The organism is Bacillus sp. V5-8f, from assembly GCF_002863565.1.
GTDB lineage: Bacteria > Bacillota > Bacilli > Bacillales > DSM-1321 > Peribacillus.
Map to the genome: position 1 here is coordinate 626,956 of NZ_PGUW01000004.1, position 18,553 is coordinate 645,508.

The following is an 18,553-nucleotide window of genomic DNA, read 5'->3' on the forward strand; positions in this document are numbered from 1 at the left end:
CAAATAAAAATTCTCTTTTTTGCATTTTAATGATCCTAATGCCAGACACATTATTTAGATGACGAGACCAGAAAGGAAGCAGCTTGAAAGTGCTTAGTGATAAGGCTTCCTTTCCGAGGAAACGTGACGGTAATCACTTCCTTAATACCCGGCTTTTGTCCTTCATGTCCACCATGAAGGACATTGGAGGGGGGCTTATACGAACCCATGTATCTTTTTCTGCCCGGAATTTTGGGTATGTTCCCAACTAATCTATGCAAGTGCTCAAAACGAGTGCAAGTATCATTGCTACTAAAACTATAACAACTCATTCTCCAAAAATTGAAACGCAACATAAACATATATAGAATTCTACTTCCAAAATCAGTATGTTCTTAAGTATACTAATAAGAATAACGTTGCTTAATTTTTCGATATGGTTTTACTAGAAAAGTAGGGGTTTATAATTATCCTTAATGTTAAAATACTTGGTGAATGGTTTATGTGGACTTATTAATTCGGCTTTTTTACCCTCCGTTCAGGAAGGCTCGTCCGCGCAGGGTTAGTCGGGATCTAAGCCGAGGCGAAAACATACTTGTCCGGGAGTTTTTATCGAAAAATCCCAATCCTTACATATGACCGAATGTTTGTTATGATGAAAAAAATGGTAAAACAGGCTAAGGGGGATTTTTTAATGAACCTAGAAAAATATAAAAATCATTTGTTTCAAAATATAAAAAAACAACTCTCTGCATGGTTCGACACAGATGAAGCAGAAACTGTACCAGCACCGGAATTGTATAGATTCTTGCATTCTATCAAGGGGACCTCTGGTACTTTGGAGCTTAGAGGTTTACAGCAAATATCCGAGAATCTATTAAAGGACATAGATGAAGACAGCCAGGAAACTTGGGGAAAAAAATCATTAAGGAACTTCCTCTATGATTTAATTGAGTTGACCTATGAATATGAGCACTTTGAGGATAAAGAACCCAAAAGCAAGAAAAATTCTAATTCACCTCTCATTCAATTAATAGATGATGATGTATCCATGTTAATTTTGCTGAAGGATGCTCTCGAAGAGCAAGGGTGGATGGTAATTACGAATACAAACCCTGAAAAGGCTATGCATCAATACTTTGAAATGCAGCCAGATTGCCTAATCTCTGACCTCCATTTTCCTGATACAAGCGGCTTTCAAGTGCTAAGGGATTTACAGGAACACAATGAAAAATATTTTATCCCGAAAATTATCCTCAGTGTGAAGAATGATAGAGAAACACGGATTTATGCTTACAAAATGGGTGCTGATGATTTTATCAGCAAGCCTGTTGATATTGAAGAATTTGTTGCAAAGGTGGAAAGGCATCTACAACGCAAAAAAATCTTTGATCAATCCGTTTTGATTGATGAATTAACACAGGTCTATAACAGGCGCTTTTTTGATCGCAGCTTACAAAGGTTTTTTGATGAATGGAAGCGGACTAAACAGCCATTTACAATTTCGGCTATAGATATCGACCACTTTAAAAATGTTAACGACACATATGGCCACCAAACAGGGGACATGGTCCTTATCGAGTTTGCTGCGTTCCTAAAAACCAATGTTCGCAGTACCGATATTGTTTATCGTTACGGTGGAGAAGAATTCGTTATTATTTTCCCTAGAACGACTGGAACAGAAGCAAAAACCAGGCTAACCCATTTAATTAAGGAGTTCTCAAACCAGGTTATTACAAGTAAGGATGGACAAACATTCTCTGTCACTTTCTCGGCTGGAGTGTTTACGGTCGAGGATGAAACAGCTACTCCGTCCAGTGCTTTTAAAAATGCAGATCAAGCGTTATACAAAGCAAAGAATAGCGGACGTGCACGGGTTGAATCGAGCGAGGCCTCTTCTGGTTCTTATCGAAAGAAAATCATGTGTGTTACTGTAATTGATGATGATGTGATTATCAGAACCATGCTAAACCAGATCTTGCAAGCCATGACACTTGACCATTGGGAATTAGATGTAGCGGATTTCGAGGATGGACATACTTTTTTCCAATCCGGCAGGGCGGATCATAATTTGGATCATTTCTTGATATTGGATGGGGTTATGCCGGTAATGGATGGTCTTGAAGTGCTTCAAAAAATTAAAAAGCTGCCGAACAGCCATCTTTATAAAATATTGATGCTGACCGGCCGAAAAAGCGAATACGACATTGCGCGTGCATTAAAGCTCGGTGCAGATGATTATGTTACCAAACCATTTAGCATCACTGAGCTACAGGCCCGGATTGAAAGACTATTAAAAAGGGGAAATTAAATGCTGATAAACGAGATAGTTGTTCTGGGTTTAGCAACTCTCATTCTTTTAGCCCTTTTGTTGATACAATTAATTTATCTTATCATTAGAAAGGCATTGGAAATAAAGAAAAGGAAACAGCTGGACCAACTAAAGGAAGAATATCAACCAATCCTGTTCAGCTACATAAGCAGCGGACATTTAACCAGGAAAATTCAGACGGATACACTCGCAAAAAAGAAGGCTGTCGAGGAGTTGCTAGGCAGCTTTTCGGATTTATTGGAAGAAAAGCAAATGAATGAACGGTTAACAGCATTTGCTGAACAGCATCTTGGGAAATTATATCAGAAACAGCTGCGGAGCAGAAGCTGGAGCATAAGGATGAATACATTATCATACATTGATGGATTTCAAATGAAAAGCATGCTCCCTTATATATTAAAGATTCTAGAGAAGACTTCTTCATCAGATGAGGAAAAAGTATTATGCCTTCGTATTTTGGCATCTTTTCAAGAATCGCAGTTGGTCGATTATCTAAATCAGGCTGCCTTTCTTTCAGACAGCGACTATCGAAACATTTTAATGCGATTGGACAAAAAAATATTTGATTTATGTGTATTAAACTATCATAAAAGCCACGAATATATGAAATACGCCATTTTAGATGTGATCGGCATAAAAAAAGAACTGGACTATACTAGTTTTCTAAACCATATATTCCAATCCTCAAATGGCGAGGAAAGAATCAGGTCGCTAAAGGCCATCGCAAATGTAGGATATATCAAGGAGCCGGAAAAGATTTTACCTTTGGCTGAGTCCGATAGATGGGAAGAGAGAATGATTGCTGCCCGCATTTTTGGAATCATAAAGGATCCCCATTTCATCCCATTGTTGATCAGCCTAATTCACGACCAAAACTGGTGGGTTCGTTCAGAGGCAGGGGCTTCACTGTTGTCGTTCCCAAGCGGCAGAGATATATTACACGATATTAGCAAGCATGACGAAGACCGCTTTGCCAGAGATATGGCATGGCAATGGCTTCATAAAGGGGCAATTTAACACATGTCAATCATTGGTACGCTGCTAGGCTGGTTCTTAGTAATTTATATGGTTTTGGTCATTGGCTTTTATACAGTTATTTTATTTATTTCCATCCTCCAGCTTCGACGAAAATACCACTTGGATACAAAGAAGCTTCATGAGGACCTTGCCAATGAAGTTTATGTAAAGCCCATTTCGATATTAGTCCCTGCTTATAATGAAGAAGCCGGAATAATTCAAAGTGTGCGGTCACTTCTCAGCATACAATATCCAGTTTTTGAAGTCGTCGTCATTAATGACGGTTCCAAAGATGCGACACTGGACAAAATGATCGAGCATTATGAAATGAAGCCTGTCGGGAAGGTTATTCGAAAGACTCTTAACACGGCAGAAGTGAAAGGGATATACCAGTCGGAATTATTGCCTCATCTCTATTTAATAGATAAGGAAAATGGAGGAAAAGCGGATGCCTTGAATGCAGGCCTCAATTTTTCCAATTATCCATACTTTTGTTCACTTGATGGAGATTCCATACTGGAAAGCGATGCTTTTATTAAAGTAATGAAACCGATTCTCGACTCAAATGGAGAAGTCATTGCCTCAGGAGGGAGCATACGTATCGCTAATGGCTGCGAAATACGCAACGGGAATATTCTAAAAATCGGTCTTTCTGATAAACCACTTGTAATCATGCAGACAATTGAGTATTTACGGGCCTTTTTGATGGGAAGAATCGGCTTGTCGCGCCATAATCTTCTATTAATTGTTTCCGGTGCCTTTGGCGTTTTCTCTAAGCAATGGGTATTTGATGCTGGAGGATACAAAAAGGATACAGTCGGGGAGGATATGGAGCTTGTTGTCAGACTTCATAGATTAATTAAAGAAAAAAAAGCTAAGAAAAAAATTGTATATGTTCCCGATCCAGTCTGCTGGACGGAGGTTCCGGAAGAAGCGACATATCTTAGAAGGCAACGGAGAAGGTGGCACCAAGGATTGTTTGAAAGTCTATCTGCCCACCGCAACCTATTATTTAATCCGAAATACGGTTCAATCGGATTCGTTTCGATTCCTTACTTTTGGATTATTGAATTTTTTGGACCGATTATAGAATTTTTCGGGTACATCTATATTATATTCTCCTTGTTTTTTGGTGGAATTTATCTGGAATTTGCAATTTTGATATTTTTGCTATCCTGTCTATACGGGTCTGTGTTCTCTATGGCTGCTGTTTTGTTGGAGGAATGGAGCCTCAGGAAGTACCCTAAGGTCTCGGATATTATCAAGCTCTTTTTCTATTCCTTGACTGAAACACTTTGGTTTAGGCCTTTGACAGTGATATGGCGCATGGAAGGAATCTGGAATATTATAAGAGGAAACAGCAGCTGGGGAGAAATGAAGCGAAAGGGAGTCTCTCAATGAAGAAACTATCAAAAACTGAATGGAAATTCCTTGGTTTTATTGTCCTGATACTGGCTGTCCTGACCTCTCCTTTCTGGCTTTGGCGTTTGACCCCTGAGCATAAGCTTAATACATTAATCGTTGATAAGACCGTTCCAGATACATCATACAGGGAGCATAAAGGCTTTACATGGCTTCTGAATAATGGCCGGTACGTCAAGCCTGACGGCACTTCTTTTTCGGAGGCCGAGGACTACATAGGATACCAGCCGGAAAGTAAGCAACAAAAAGAAATGCCGGCCTCCCTAAAAGAATATCAACTTATCTATCTATCAGACCAGTACGGTGTGTATGAAAACGACATTTCCACCAAAAATGGGAACAATCGTCCAAGAAAAATAACGGGCGGTTTAACGGTGGATGAAATAGAAAAGATCAAAAATGGTTTGCTTTCTTCTGGCCATAAAACCTTAGTTGCCGAGTTTAATGCCTTTGCAAGTCCAACAGGGAGCAGAGCGCGTGAAGAAATGTCAAATTTGTTGAATGTTGATTGGACAGGCTGGACGGGAAGATATTTTCAAGACCTTGGCAATGATGAGGTGCCTGATTGGTTAAAGAAAAACTATACACAAAGCAAGGAAAAGAAGTGGAGCTTTTCCGGTTCTGGACTTGTATTTATCAATCAGGAAGGCTTTATAGAAGTGATAACCGAAAAAGAACTGAACGATGAAGGGCTGCGTTTTTCATTAACCGATAGCGGTCAGGATTTACTGGATACAGAATTAAATGCCCAATATAAATACTGGTTTGACATTATCAATCCCCGCAATCCGGATGAAGTCGTTGCAGAATATGAGCTGCCAATAGGAAAAGCGACAGCTGCCAGAGTGAAAGAATTAGGAATACCACTTACCTTTCCAGCCATTATTTATCATCGTAATGCAAAATACACCAGCTATTATTTCTCAGGTGATTTTGCAGATGAAAAAGAAGTACCGGCCATTTATCAAACAAAGGGTTTAAACACATGGAAGAAACATATCGGTGCCAAAGATTCCTTTTATTGGACTGCTTATGTGCCCTTGATGAATGCGATTCTCGACCGTGGATTGCAAAAAGTGGCGGAACAGGAAAAAGTGGAGGTTAAGAAAGTAAACGGAGTATTAGTGAACAGCCAAACCGATAAACGATATATGCAGATATTGAAAAATGGGAAATGGGAGAATGTGCTGATTAAGGGAGTGAATATGGGAATCGCAAAACCTGATTCGTTTCCCGGTGAAACCGCGATAAAGAAGGAAGAGTACTATCGATGGTTCAAACAAATTGGCGATATGAATGCTAATGCGATCAGGGTCTATACCCTTCATCCACCTGGATTCTATGAAGCGCTTTATGAATATAACCAAATGGCCGAAAAACCTTTGTACTTATTTCATGGAATATGGATTAATGAGGAAGATCTTGTTACTGAAAAAAACGTTTTTTCAGATAAACTAACAAAGGACTTTCAAAGCGATATTAAACAAATAGTAGATGTCATCCACGGCAATGGCGATATTCCGCCACGTCCCGGACATGCTTCCGGCGCATACAAACATGATATATCTAAATATATTCTCGGCTATATCCTGGGAATTGAGTGGGATCCTGAAGCTGTCCAGCAGAGTAACATGAAAAACCCTGCGGTGACGTCTTTTGATGGCGCTTATTTTCAAACGGCGAATGCATCACCCTTTGAGAATTGGCTTGCAAGCATGATGGACTTTACAACCCAATATGAAGTCCATAAATACAAATGGCAGCACTCTATGAGTTTTAGCAATTGGCCAACAACCGATTTGATAAAACACCCTGCGGAGCCGTCGGTTAAAGAGGATATGGTAGCGATAAATCCAAATCATATTAAGAAAAAAAATACTTTCCAGGCAGGACTGTTTGCTTCCTATCATATCTATCCATATTATCCGGATTTCATGAACTACGAAAAGAAATACATCAACTATGTGGATCATTGGGGGAAAAAGAATGGTTATGAAGGCTACCTTCATGATTTAATTATTGCACACGAAATGCCAGTGCTCGTTGCGGAATTTGGAGTACCAGCTTCCAGGGGATTAACTCACAGAAATCCATTCGGATTTAATCAGGGCTTCCATTCTGAGGAAGAACAGGGGACATTGAATAAGCAGTTGTTCGAATCAATTGTACATGAGAAGTATGCTGGTGGATTGGTGTTTACCTGGCAGGACGAATGGTTCAAAAGAACCTGGAACACAATGGATTTTGATAATCCGGACAGGCGCCCATTCTGGTCAAATGTCCAAACCAATGAGCAGCACTTCGGAGTATTAGCTTTTGAACCAGGAAAGCGGGGACATGGAATCTATCCAGATGGTAAAATTTCCGACTGGAAAATAAATAACATAAAGCCTTTTTACGAAAATAAGGATCCGAAATCGATTTTAAAGGAAATGTATGTTTCTTCGGATGAAGCATATGTGCATATAAGATTGGACTACCGAAAGCCAATTGATTGGGATAAATATAAAACCTTAGTCTTATTTGATACAATTCCTGGCCAAGGACAGAAAAAAATCAAACTGAACGGTATCCCCTCATTCACTTTAAAAAACGGGATTGATTTTGTTGCAAAATTAGATGGCCCGAAACAATCAAAGCTGCTTGTGGATAGCTATTATGATAGCTTTTACTATCAGTATGCAGAGTCTTTAAAAATGATTCCGAGCGTCCCTTATGCCGCGAAAAAGGATAATGGCCAATTCCATCCTGTACGTTTAGCCTTAAATAAGGCCATGACCATCCCTTCAACGAATGAAAAGATTCCTTTCCAAGCATACGAAACCGGGGTTCTAAAGTTTGGAAACGGAAATCCTGATAGCAAAGATTATGATTCTTTAACCGATATAAGTATAAGCAAGGATAAACAAATCGTTGAAATGCGTATTCCCTGGGGGATGTTAAATTTAAAGGATCCAAGCCTTAAAGAAGCAATGGGCGATTTATGGAAAAATGGGCTCGAATCAAAAACAACAATAAAAGGAATTACAATTGCGGCTGTTGTAATGGATGAAGGAAACCTGTCATCAAGCCTGCCACAATATAAAAGAGAACCATTTAGCTTAAGGCCGCTGAAAAGTTATGACTGGAATGGATGGGAAGAGGCCCGCTATTTTGAAAGGTTAAAAGATTCTTATTTCATTATGAAGGATGCTTATAAAAATGCTTCGGTTAAGGAGGACTAGCTTTGAAAAGGATTTTATTGGCAGAAGATGAAGAAGTATTGCGGATGCTGATTGTCGATACACTTGAAGATGAAGACTTTGAAGTTGACGAGGCAGCGGATGGACAAGAAGCAATGGAATATCTGGAGAAAAATAATTACGATCTTGTCATACTGGATTATATGATGCCGGTCCATACGGGATTGGAGATCATTGAGAAGTTAAGAAGCGATGATTCAAAAAAAGGTCTGAAAATCATGATGTTATCTGCGAAGAGCCAACAGCATGAACAGGATGCAGTACTGGGAGCAGGGGCGGACTACTTTATGGCCAAACCCTTCTCACCGCTCGACCTATTGGCAAAAATTGAGGGAATCCTACATGAAGATGATTGAGTACATCAAAAAGAGTTTGTCCCGACAGGTGGTATACCTGATGTGGGCATTCCTAATACTCATTTTGATCGGGACTTCCATATTGTTTTATTACCAACACAATCTAGGACAACACTATATCGGTGAACGGGAAAGCATGGTCGAGAAAAGGCAGCTTATTCAAGATATTTCAGGAAACTTTAATTCCGCCTTATTCGACATCCGAGGATACTTAGCCCTTGATAACAGTCAGCTTAAAGACAGTGCCTTGGCTCAGGAAAGGGTTATAAGAAATCTAAATCAAAGATTTTCATCCCAAATTAAGAACAAAAATCAAGCAGATATTGAGCTATACAATGAACTTACTACCTTTACAGATTATTATTTTGACGATACCCTGCCAGTCGTTATTCAAGCTTTTGAATCAGGTGACCGAGAAACAGTAAAAAATATTGCTAATACTTCAGCGACCAAAAGAGTAACTGAATTTCAAGATTACTTGAACGCTTATGCTAAATCACTGGATCGGCAGTTGAATCAAAACGCAGAAAATCTTAGAAATGACCTGACATTCCTGCAAATTGCGCTTGTTAGTTTTTTAATTCTGTTTTTCATTTTAATGCAGGTTTTCATCAGAATCATCGTTAAAAATATAGGAAAGCCGCTTAGTGATTTTGCCTATGCGGCAAATGAAATTGCAGCAGGCCGTGACGCCGTCATAGACGTCCAGCATTCCAGAACGGATGAACTAGGTGCCTTATCAGTCGCGTTCAAAAAAATGATTGCAAGTGTACAGGACAAGGAACAAGATCTGATGGCACAAAACGAGGAATTAATGGCACAGCAGGATGAATTGCAAGCCGGCCAGCTGGAATTGGAAGATGCATTGGATGTGCTCAAGGAAAACGAGAAGACATTATCACGCAGGAATGAACTCATTAATGGTATATCCAACACCCTTGATAAAGATGAGTTACTTCGTACAATTGTGGAAAGCATGTGCAAAATCATTTCAGCCGACAAAGGGATCATTGTGTTAATGAATGATCTTTCCTATGCATCATCTGGCGTCAGCGAACGCGGGGTCCAACAGTTTTTGGAAAATATGGATAATGGAATGCATGAGCGGTTGTTCAGCAATAAACGTGCATTTTTTATCAAGAGGGAACAGGACGGTACGGAAAAAGGCTACCATGAAAACATTAACTATAGCTATGACTTATATATACCAGTCCAGTCTTCATCAAAGGAAGTAGAAGCGATTCTTGTATTCAGCAGATATAGCCATGAATACAGTGGAAAAGAGCTGCATGATTATGAAACACTGGCTAAGCAAGTCTCTATTTCTCTGGAAAAAATTAAGCTTTTTGAGCAAACTGAAAGCGACCGGCAGCTTAATCAGGATATTTTTAATACCGTTCAGGAAGGAATTCAATTGATCGATAAAGACGGGACAATCGTTCAGGTAAATCAGCAGCTGTGCGAAATATATGGTTGTTCCTATACTGTAGACAATATGTCCGGTCTGACATGGGACAGTTGGACGAAGTTGATGGAGGAACAGATACAGGAAGACAACTTTGTAAGTATGCTGAAAGAAGCTCTGGAAAATGCAAAGGCTGGAGAGGACAATGATTTTTCAGTCCAATATTCCAAGAAAGACAGCAACAGGGTGTATAAAGTATATTGCAAGACCCTTACAACTGGGAACGAAGAATTTGGTACACTTCTGGTACATCGCGATATAACCAAGGAATACGAAGTGGATCAAATGAAGTCCGAATTCGTCAGCACAGTCAGCCATGAGCTTCGGACACCGCTCGCAAGTGTGTTAGGTTTTACCGAATTGATGCTCAATAAAAAGCTGACGCCGGAAAGACAAACCAAATATCTTCAAACGATATACAATGAAGCAAACAGATTAACTTCACTAATCAATGACTTCCTGGATGTCCAGAGGATGGAATCTGGTAAACAGACATATGAAAAGAAGTATATTGAATTACTGCCGATCATCCAAAAGGTAGTTGAAAGTCAGCAAGTAAACACCTCTATTCATAAACTCCAGGTTGAAGTGTTGACGGAGGAAAATGTTATCCTCGGGGATAAGACCAAGATCCAACAAGTTTTCACAAATATAATCCATAATGCGATCAAATACAGTCCTAACGGCGGTAATATATCAATAAAGATTTACGATAACGAGAAGGAAATTAAGGTGGATGTAACAGATCAAGGACTTGGTATCCCAAAGGATTCCGTCGGGAAGCTATTCCAAAAATTCTATAGGGTCGATAACTCAGACCGCAGGAGAATAGGAGGAACCGGTTTAGGGTTATCAATTGTTGATGAAATCATGAAGGCTCATGAAGGCGAGATAATGGTAGAATCTGAATACGGCAAAGGAACAACATTTACATTATCTTTCGCGAAAATGACAAGCAGGCATAATGACAAGAGGCAAGAGGTACCAGGAAGCGGACTTTTCTATAACGTAATGGTAATCGAAGACGATCTTAGTCTTGCTGATCTTATTAAGCAGGAGCTCTTTGATTCTGGTTTTAACGTTACCTACTATAAGAACGGTTCTAAAGCAATGGAAGCAATGAAGCTCCAAACTCCGGATGCCATTGTGCTTGATATTATGCTCGAAGAAGGAGAAATGGATGGCTGGTCCATCATGAAACAAATGAAACAGTCAGCCGAACTAAGTCAAATTCCAATCTTTGTTTCAACTGCTCTTGAGGAAAGGGAGCGTGGAATATCGCTTGGGGCAAATGATTTTTTGATAAAGCCTTATAAGTTAAGCGATCTTTCCAAAACTATTATGCAGACCTTATTAAGCTCGGGGAAACAGGGGCAGATTATGGTGCCTGAATAACTGTAAGGATACAATCTGTTGAATGGCGGGCAGGAATATAATCATTATTGAAAAAACTTAGGCATCAAAATGCCTAAGTTTTTTTCGCATTGCAGAAAAGAGTAGATAATCACTAGGGCATTCCTTATATTCTTCAATATCCCACGAGTATATCAACTCGAACCATTTAGCTTCATGGAAACAAATCCTTGCTTTTTACTTGTTTCACTTGTATCAAAGAGCTCCAGTTCCGAAGGAGTTATATTGGATTTTTTCACTGTGGGATTTGGTTTCCTAGATTTCTTTTTCAGCTCCTGCTGGAAGTTTAATAAAGCTTGAGATACAGGAGTGTTTGTTTTTTGTTTTTTCTTTTTTTGAAAGATGATGGGTAGTCACTCCTCTCGAGGAATGTACATATGAACCATTGAATAGAAATAGGCTAGAAGCCATTAAATTAAGGGAGGGTTGATTCCGATTGAAGCACGTAGTCAATTTAGAAATGGAACGACTCATTGCAACATTAACAAATGACCAGACTATGGATGGCTCATGGGACTATGCCTTTGATACGGGGATTAAAACAGACGCATATATGATTATATTATTACGCTCATTGGAGATACATGATGATAAGTTGATACAAGCGCTGGTTGGGAGAATCTTAAGCAAGCAGGAAAGGAACGGGGCCTGGAAGCTATATCATGATGAAGGAACAGGAAATTTGTCCTCAACTCTGGAGGCGTATTACGGACTTCTTTATTCTGGTTATATCAATGAACAAGATCCGAGGATGAGGGCTGCCAGGCGATTTATCTTGGGGCAAGGGGGGATGGAAAAGGCAGGAATGTTTACAAAAATAATGCTGGCTTTGACCGGCCAATCCCCCTGGCCTGCTGTCTTTCCCGTCCCGATAGAAGTAATGCTTACCCCTCTTTCCCTTCCTATCAATTTTTACGATTTTTCTATTTATGCCAGGGCAAACCTGACACCAATTCTTATTGTGGGAAATAAAAGGTTTCAGATAAAAACAGAACGAAGCCCGGACATATCAAGCTTATTAAATGGGCGTCCATATAATGAAGAAGATCCATTTTTTCATATGGAGAATGTTAGGGAGTGGAGGAATTTATTCACTCTGATTAAACAGGGAATTAACTCGATCGCCGGTATCCCTAAACAGGTAAGAGAGATGGCATTTGAACAGGCAAAACGGTATATGTTGGACCGGATTGAGGAGGATGGCACTTTTTACAGCTATTTCAGTTCCACTTTTCTAATGATATTTGCTCTTTTATCTCTTGATTATCCAAAAAACCATCCAATCATCAGAAACGCCATGAAAGGGCTAAAATCAATGGCCTGTAATGTCAATGGACATTTACACATGCAATATACAACAGCAGATGTATGGAATACCTCTTTAATCAGTTACGCGCTCCAGGAAGCGGGCGTTCCTGACTCTGCGGAGCCGATCCAAAAGGCAAACCGATATTTATTATCAAGACAGCATACGAAATATGGGGACTGGGTGATTCATAATCCTGATACATTGCCAGGAGGTTGGGGTTTTTCAAATATCAACACAATCAATCCTGATGTTGATGATACAACTGCCAGCTTGCGTTCAATTCAAGTTTTAGTAAACAAACAGCCGCAATATTCATCAGCATGGGCAAGAGGGGTCAACTGGGTTTTTTCAATGCAAAATGATGATGGTGGATGGGCGGCATTTGAAAGAAATGTAGATAAAAAACTATTGAACTTATTGCCGGTGGAGGGAGCTGAATTTCTTCTGCTCGACCCATCCTCAGCTGATTTAACGGGAAGGACCCTTGAGTTCTTAGGCAAGTATACCAATCTAAATAAGAATCACCCTTCCTTAAAAAGGGGGAGAAAATGGATCCGCAGCGACCAACGGATGGATGGTTCCTGGTACGGACGCTGGGGGATCTGTTATATATACGGAACATGGGCGGCTATCACTGGATTGATGGCGAGCGGGACACGGTCTGAGTCATCCATCATCCAAAAGTCTGTCGCATGGCTAAAGAACATACAAAATAAGGATGGAGGTTGGGGGGAATCATGCCATAGCGATACACAGAAGAAATATATTCCCTTAGGAGCAAGTACATTGACGGATACTGCATGGGCAGTGGATGCTATAATTGCCGCTTCCGACAAATTGACACCAGAAATTCAGGCGGGAATCAACTATTTACTCGAAAATGGGAGCAGACAGCATTGGACAGAGCAATATCCGAAAGGACAAGGAGCCGGGGGGGCGTTTTATATCCATTATCATAGCTATCGCTACATTTGGCCGCTTTTGGCGTTGAGTCATTTTAATAAGAAGTTTTTAATGGAATGAAAAACTATAGATGAAAAGGAACCCAGAATGTTGCGGCTGCTACTGAAGAACAACTAGTTTCTATGCAGGAGATTTCAGCTTCGGCAAATGCCGCTCATATAGGCTGTTCAGTAGCAGAGATGAAGGTACCGTATGAATTTCAGACAAATGCTAACTCATTGGTGAAAATTAAAAAAACTAGTGAAAGGCGGGGGGAACTTCCTTAATAAATAACGGGTGCGATGCTTTAAGAAGCGTCGCACTTTTATTGTCTGTTAACTCCGCTCCATTGGACCATTAAATCGGGACTGCCTTCACTTTTTTCGTAACCAACTCAAAAGACTAAGTATAATTAACCCAATCATGATACAAGAATATGTTTGGATTGCGTAGGTAAGACCTATCCACTGCCCGATATAACCCAGTGTAATAATCGGAATACTTATACCTAAATATGTTACAACAAAAAAATAAGAAGTCATGTTTGCTCGAATATCGTCCGTAGACATTTTGTTAAGGTAGGCTAAACTCCCCGCATAGCTTGGTCCATTGCCCATACCGATAAAAAGGGTGGTTAAAAAAAGTAAAATTAAAGACTTGGTTAATAAGGTGAATATCATACATAGCAATCCAAGAACTAATAAGATGTAGCCTATTATTATTAAGCGTTTAACAGGTTGTTTTCTCAATATGATTTGATGGATGGTAGATATGCCTAAAACTAAAGCCACCATGGTACCTGATAAGCTAAGACTAGATTGATGGGTAAAAAGGTTGAGATATGTTGGCATTACTGATAACATCAAACTCATAATTCCCCAAGAAAGAAAAGAAGTAGAAGACGCCAACAGGAACGGTCTTTGGAACTCTCTATCAACCGATGGAAGATGCAGAGATGTTACACGTTCCGTAGCTTTAATATCCTCCACCATCAAACGCAACCCTATGAACCCCACCATGGCAAGCAATAAATGCATGATATAAGAAAACTGCAACGGGTATGGTGCGTACTCTCCTAAGAAACCAGAAATAAGCGGTCCAATTGCATTTCCAAGGGTCCCAGCTATAGCTGCAATGAAGGCACTTTTCTGTTTGTCTTGATTAGGATGCAGCTCCGTCATGAATGTAACTGCGACTCCATTCAGTATCCCTACAGATAATCCTTGAAAGACCCGTGACACTATCAATCCACCTATACCATCAGACAATGCGAAGCCAATAGAACCGAAGACTGATAGAAGAACCCCGGAAAATAGTACCTTTTTTCTTTCCCATTTTTTACAGATTTGTGCAACTAATATTATAGTTGGAATCACGATTAAAGCGTAGAGAGCATATATAAAGGTCATTGTACTCGGTGACATTTGCCATTTTTCACGGTACAACGCATAAAGAGGGGCGGGGAGATTCGTCCCTAGTAAGGTGATAAACAAACTATATGCCACTAACCAAAAGGAATACTGATGCTGGCGGGACACATCAACCCTTATTACATGAGACACGTTTCCTAATTGAACAGCAAATGATTCAAACGAGTTGTCGACTCCGGTAGCTGCAATTTTTATTTTTGTGAGATTTGTTTTTTTGTGCTTCCGCGCCTTAATCTCTTCAATATTGTATCCACCACGGACAAATAAATCAGATAATTGAGCTAAAACCCCTGGCTGGTTTTGGACAAGAATCGATATTGTTTGTGTCAACAAGGTTCTCAATCCTTTCATTTTTTGTTCTCATTTCATGTCTTATATAGGAGTTATTTATCTAACTACTATAAAAAAACTAAAGAAAATACGGTTCTTTATTCGAACCGTTTTCCTGTAACGACGTGGAACAAATCCGGATCATTTCTCCAAAATGATTGCACTTTATCTGATCCTACTTGTTTGGCTAATTCTCCATATGCAATATCGTGCCTAATGTATTCGATTGCCACTAAAACTAATGCAGGGTCTTTTGTTTTAACTGCCCAAGCAGCAGTGCTAGGGGCGAAATTAGCAATTAAAACTTCCTCCTGGTCGCGAGCCACAATGGTCAGTCGCCCACCCATCCGTTTTTCTGCTATATCTGGAGCCATGAAATCGTGATGATAGGTCACACCCAGTTTAGTGTCCGGTTCCGAAAAAACCATTGAAAACACCTTAATACCTTCATTAATTCGTTTTTCTATTAAATCTTTCACGAAAGATGCTTGTGGATTCCAAATCGACAGCCAAACTTCTTCCTGTGCCTTATCAATCATGTCCAAAATTTCAGCCATTACATGCTCATCGCTATTCACACGCCAAATCACATCGGTGTCCCGTTCATTTTCCAGAGTCATTAAATTTTTTTCTAGAAAATTGAAGGATTGATCAAAGCTTTTCCGTAACCGGTCCATTAACTCTTTTGCCGGAAGGGGCACATATTTCACAGGTTCCGACGGGACAGTAAAAATAGCTCCCTTGTCCAGCAGCTTCCCTAGAACCTCATAGACCATTGAGCGAGGGACACCGGATCGCTTACTGACCTCATATCCCGTCACAGGAGAATTTTTTAGCAAATTAATATAGGCCTTGCATTCATATTGGGAAAAACCTAATTTCTGCAGTTCTTTAACAATTTCCTCCATAGCTTCTTCCTTTTAGTAGTTATTGTAATAATTACTATATTCTGTGGTTTTGGAATTGTCAATCTTAGAAAGGGCGGTGTTTTATAAAATTTTCAAAATACTATTAGCATTATTTATATCTCGAACCTGCCTGAAAAACCTATTGAGTCTATGATTTCTTTAAAACTCGACTGAGTATTTTCAACAATTCCAAGACCTTGTTGGACGTCATCCTTCACTTGGTTGATAGAATCAGTTGAGCGAACCATATCTGTTTGAATTTCTTTGACTAATTGAGAAATTTGAGTGGATGATGCTTGGGACTGCTCCGCCTGTTTACGTACTTCATCTGCTACTACCGCAAATCCTTTTTCATGTTCTCCAGCTCGCACGGCCTCAATTAGGGTTCGGTCTGCGTGCCATTAGTTTTTTAACCAGTAACCTAGTTAAGATATGATCGGTTCCTTTAGGAAGAGTGGAGATGGGAAGTAAGGGACGTTATTTCGTGAATGCGAATGTTAGACAAGTTAGAGAGGTATCATGGAAAGAATCATAAATTATAGAAATTCTAAGTACTGTTTGAAGTAACAGATCAGGCTCGCCTGTATTTTTTGTGCAAAAAAAATGTCTTGTCTTGGAAACTTCTTATCAAAATGCATGAATGGAACATTTCCGGTACTCAATATAGGAAAAACTGTGTCCAAAAGGAGTGAAAATGTGTTTAAAGGCGATTGGACATGATTCTACACATATGTTTTTATTAGAAATAGGTTAAAGTACCTAAATGGTTTGCGATATATAGGAACTATTAACTATGAAAATCACCTTACATATTTTCATTTTTACCAAGTAATAAAGGATGTCAGAAATGAATCAAAATAAAGGATATACACTGCGTTTTATGATTAGCTTGCTGGTTATTGCATCTGTATTGCTTACTGCCACTGTAAGCATGTACTCTTCAATAAGTTCTAATAAACGATCATTAACGGTAAACTATCTTGATTACAATCATCAATATGCGGAAAAACTAGCTTTAGAGACTAATACAATCTTATCGTCGATGCAGCAAAAATTAGACGCTGTGGCAAAACTGGCGACCCATCATTCTTTTACACAAGAAGAGGTTGATCTTTTGCTAACTGCAAACATGCACTTCTTCAATTCTATTTTTATAGTTGATTCTAACCGGGTAATTCAGCATATTAGTCCTTCGAATACTGGCTTAACAACAGGTATACAGCTAAATACTGATACGGCAAAATTGGCTGTCAAACTAAAGAAGAGCTTTATTTCAAACCCTTATAAAGCCACATCTGGACGGCTTATTCTTCTAATATCGTCTCCGATTTTTAAACAGGATGGAACATATGCAGGATTTGTAGGAGGTACGATTTATTTAGAGGAAGATAATGTTCTTAGCCAGATGTTATCAGAGCATTTTTATGGAAATGGTTCATTTGTTTATGTCACGGACCAGGACGGAAACATTATTTTTCATCCTGACAAACGAAGAATCAATACTTCAGCATTATCAAACAGTACTGTAAAAAAAGCACTTTCAGGGAGAAGCGGGTCACAGCAGGTCCGGAATTCTAAAGGAAAAGAATACTTTATGGGGTATGCATATGAGCCCAATACAGGTTGGGGGATAGTATCACAGACACCGGTTACGGTTTTAAAACAGCCGCTTAATGAATTGATCGTTCAAATGATACTAAAATCTTTACCACTCTTTATATTAATTTTATTGATTTCCTGGTTGCTTGCCTATCGTATTTCAAAGCCGCTGCATGTATTAGCAAAAGGATCTGAGGAGGCTATAAGGCGAAATAAGCAAATTCCCGCACAGCCCAAAATGAGTTCCGGAATCTATGAAGTGAAGCAGCTATATAAGCATATAAACAATCATATAGAACTCTTAAACAGGGAAAATCAAATTGACGGATTGACAGAACTTGCGAATCGAAAAACCTTTCAACGAGTGATTGAGGAGTGGGTGGATAATGGAATATCTTTTTCCCTCATTCTTCTCGATGTTGATCATTTTAAAACGATCAATGATGAATATGGACATGTAACAGGTGACGAAGTTTTAAAATCGATCGCTTCTACAATCCGATTGTTTACAAGAGACGGTGATTTGAACTTCAGATATGGTGGTGAGGAGTTCGGCATTCTAGTAAAGGATGCTAATAAAGGTACTGCATTTAAAATAGCAGAACAAGTAAGAACTGCTGTAGAGAAGTGCCGAACCCCATCGGGAAGAAACATAACCATTTCTCTTGGTATATCAGAGTTTATCAATGAGACATCAAATACAGATGAAATAATAAAAAAGGCTGACTATGCTCTCTATCAATCCAAGTCCAATGGGAGAAACGTAACAACCATATATAAGGGTTAACATATGAAATAAAGCGCGAGGG

10 protein-coding genes and 1 pseudogene are annotated in these 18,553 nt (G+C 39.4%); 8 read left to right on the forward strand and 3 right to left on the reverse strand.

The features are described from left to right. Positions 1 to 673: 673 nt before the first annotated feature. The 7 genes from CUU64_RS07160 to shc all read left to right on the forward strand — a co-directional run bounded on the left by CUU64_RS07160 (position 674) and on the right by shc (position 13,558). The gene (locus tag CUU64_RS07160; protein WP_257985445.1) at positions 674 to 2,290 is read left to right on the forward strand and encodes a GGDEF domain-containing response regulator; all 1,617 of its coding nucleotides are present in this window, start codon (positions 674 to 676) and stop codon (positions 2,288 to 2,290) included. Continuing rightward, positions 2,291 to 3,328 carry a HEAT repeat domain-containing protein gene (locus CUU64_RS07165; protein ID WP_101632826.1) on the forward strand — a complete coding sequence of 346 codons (1,038 nt, stop codon included), beginning with the start codon at positions 2,291 to 2,293 and terminating at the stop codon, positions 3,326 to 3,328. 3 nt (positions 3,329 to 3,331) lie between these two features. Continuing rightward, a complete protein-coding gene (locus CUU64_RS07170; protein ID WP_101632827.1) occupies positions 3,332 to 4,729 on the forward strand; it encodes a glycosyltransferase family 2 protein in 1,398 nt (465 codons plus the stop codon). After that, positions 4,726 to 7,974, forward strand: coding sequence for a hypothetical protein (locus tag CUU64_RS07175; RefSeq protein ID WP_101632828.1), 3,249 nt, complete (start codon positions 4,726 to 4,728; stop codon positions 7,972 to 7,974). The genes CUU64_RS07170 and CUU64_RS07175 overlap by 4 nt, the downstream gene beginning before the upstream one ends. A gap of 2 nt (positions 7,975 to 7,976) precedes the next feature. After that, entirely contained in the window at positions 7,977 to 8,348 is a 372-nt protein-coding gene (locus CUU64_RS07180; RefSeq protein WP_101632829.1) for a response regulator transcription factor, read from the forward strand. A 40-nt stretch (positions 8,349 to 8,388) separates the two neighbouring features. Beyond that, positions 8,389 to 11,208 (forward strand): ATP-binding protein, encoded by a 2,820-nt coding sequence (locus CUU64_RS07185; RefSeq protein ID WP_180954492.1) that lies wholly within the window; start codon positions 8,389 to 8,391, stop codon positions 11,206 to 11,208. Positions 11,209 to 11,686: 478 nt separating this feature from the next. Continuing rightward, the gene (shc, locus tag CUU64_RS07190) at positions 11,687 to 13,558 is read left to right on the forward strand and encodes a squalene--hopene cyclase (protein ID WP_101632960.1); all 1,872 of its coding nucleotides are present in this window, start codon (positions 11,687 to 11,689) and stop codon (positions 13,556 to 13,558) included. Between the two features lie 293 nt (positions 13,559 to 13,851). Here the strand turns inward: shc and CUU64_RS07195 are convergent, their stop codons facing one another. From CUU64_RS07195 to CUU64_RS07205, 3 genes and pseudogenes are all read right to left on the reverse strand, one after another. Next, positions 13,852 to 15,258 (reverse strand): MFS transporter, encoded by a 1,407-nt coding sequence (locus CUU64_RS07195; protein ID WP_101632831.1) that lies wholly within the window; start codon positions 15,256 to 15,258, stop codon positions 13,852 to 13,854. Positions 15,259 to 15,335: 77 nt separating this feature from the next. Then, entirely contained in the window at positions 15,336 to 16,145 is an 810-nt protein-coding gene (locus tag CUU64_RS07200) for a TrmB family transcriptional regulator (RefSeq protein ID WP_101632832.1), read from the reverse strand. 140 nt (positions 16,146 to 16,285) lie between these two features. Further along, a pseudogene (locus CUU64_RS07205) lies at positions 16,286 to 16,525 on the reverse strand (methyl-accepting chemotaxis protein); the annotation flags it as partial. A gap of 467 nt (positions 16,526 to 16,992) precedes the next feature. On the opposite strand from CUU64_RS07205, the gene CUU64_RS07210 reads away from it, so the two are divergent. Then, entirely contained in the window at positions 16,993 to 18,531 is a 1,539-nt protein-coding gene (locus CUU64_RS07210) for a sensor domain-containing diguanylate cyclase (RefSeq protein WP_257985446.1), read from the forward strand. The last annotated feature ends 22 nt before the right edge of the window (positions 18,532 to 18,553 follow it).

Coding starts and splice junctions, on each gene's coding strand:
- CUU64_RS07160 (WP_257985445.1), top strand. CDS start 674: ATGAACCTAGAAAAATATAAAAATCATTTGTTTCAAAATATAAAAAAA.
- CUU64_RS07165 (WP_101632826.1), top strand. CDS start 2,291: ATGCTGATAAACGAGATAGTTGTTCTGGGTTTAGCAACTCTCATTCTT.
- CUU64_RS07170 (WP_101632827.1), top strand. CDS start 3,332: ATGTCAATCATTGGTACGCTGCTAGGCTGGTTCTTAGTAATTTATATG.
- CUU64_RS07175 (WP_101632828.1), top strand. CDS start 4,726: ATGAAGAAACTATCAAAAACTGAATGGAAATTCCTTGGTTTTATTGTC.
- CUU64_RS07185 (WP_180954492.1), top strand. CDS start 8,389: ATGTGGGCATTCCTAATACTCATTTTGATCGGGACTTCCATATTGTTT.
- shc (WP_101632960.1), top strand. CDS start 11,687: ATGGAACGACTCATTGCAACATTAACAAATGACCAGACTATGGATGGC.
- CUU64_RS07195 (WP_101632831.1), bottom strand. CDS start 15,258: ATGAAAGGATTGAGAACCTTGTTGACACAAACAATATCGATTCTTGTC.
- CUU64_RS07200 (WP_101632832.1), bottom strand. CDS start 16,145: ATGGAGGAAATTGTTAAAGAACTGCAGAAATTAGGTTTTTCCCAATAT.
- CUU64_RS07210 (WP_257985446.1), top strand. CDS start 16,993: ATGAATCAAAATAAAGGATATACACTGCGTTTTATGATTAGCTTGCTG.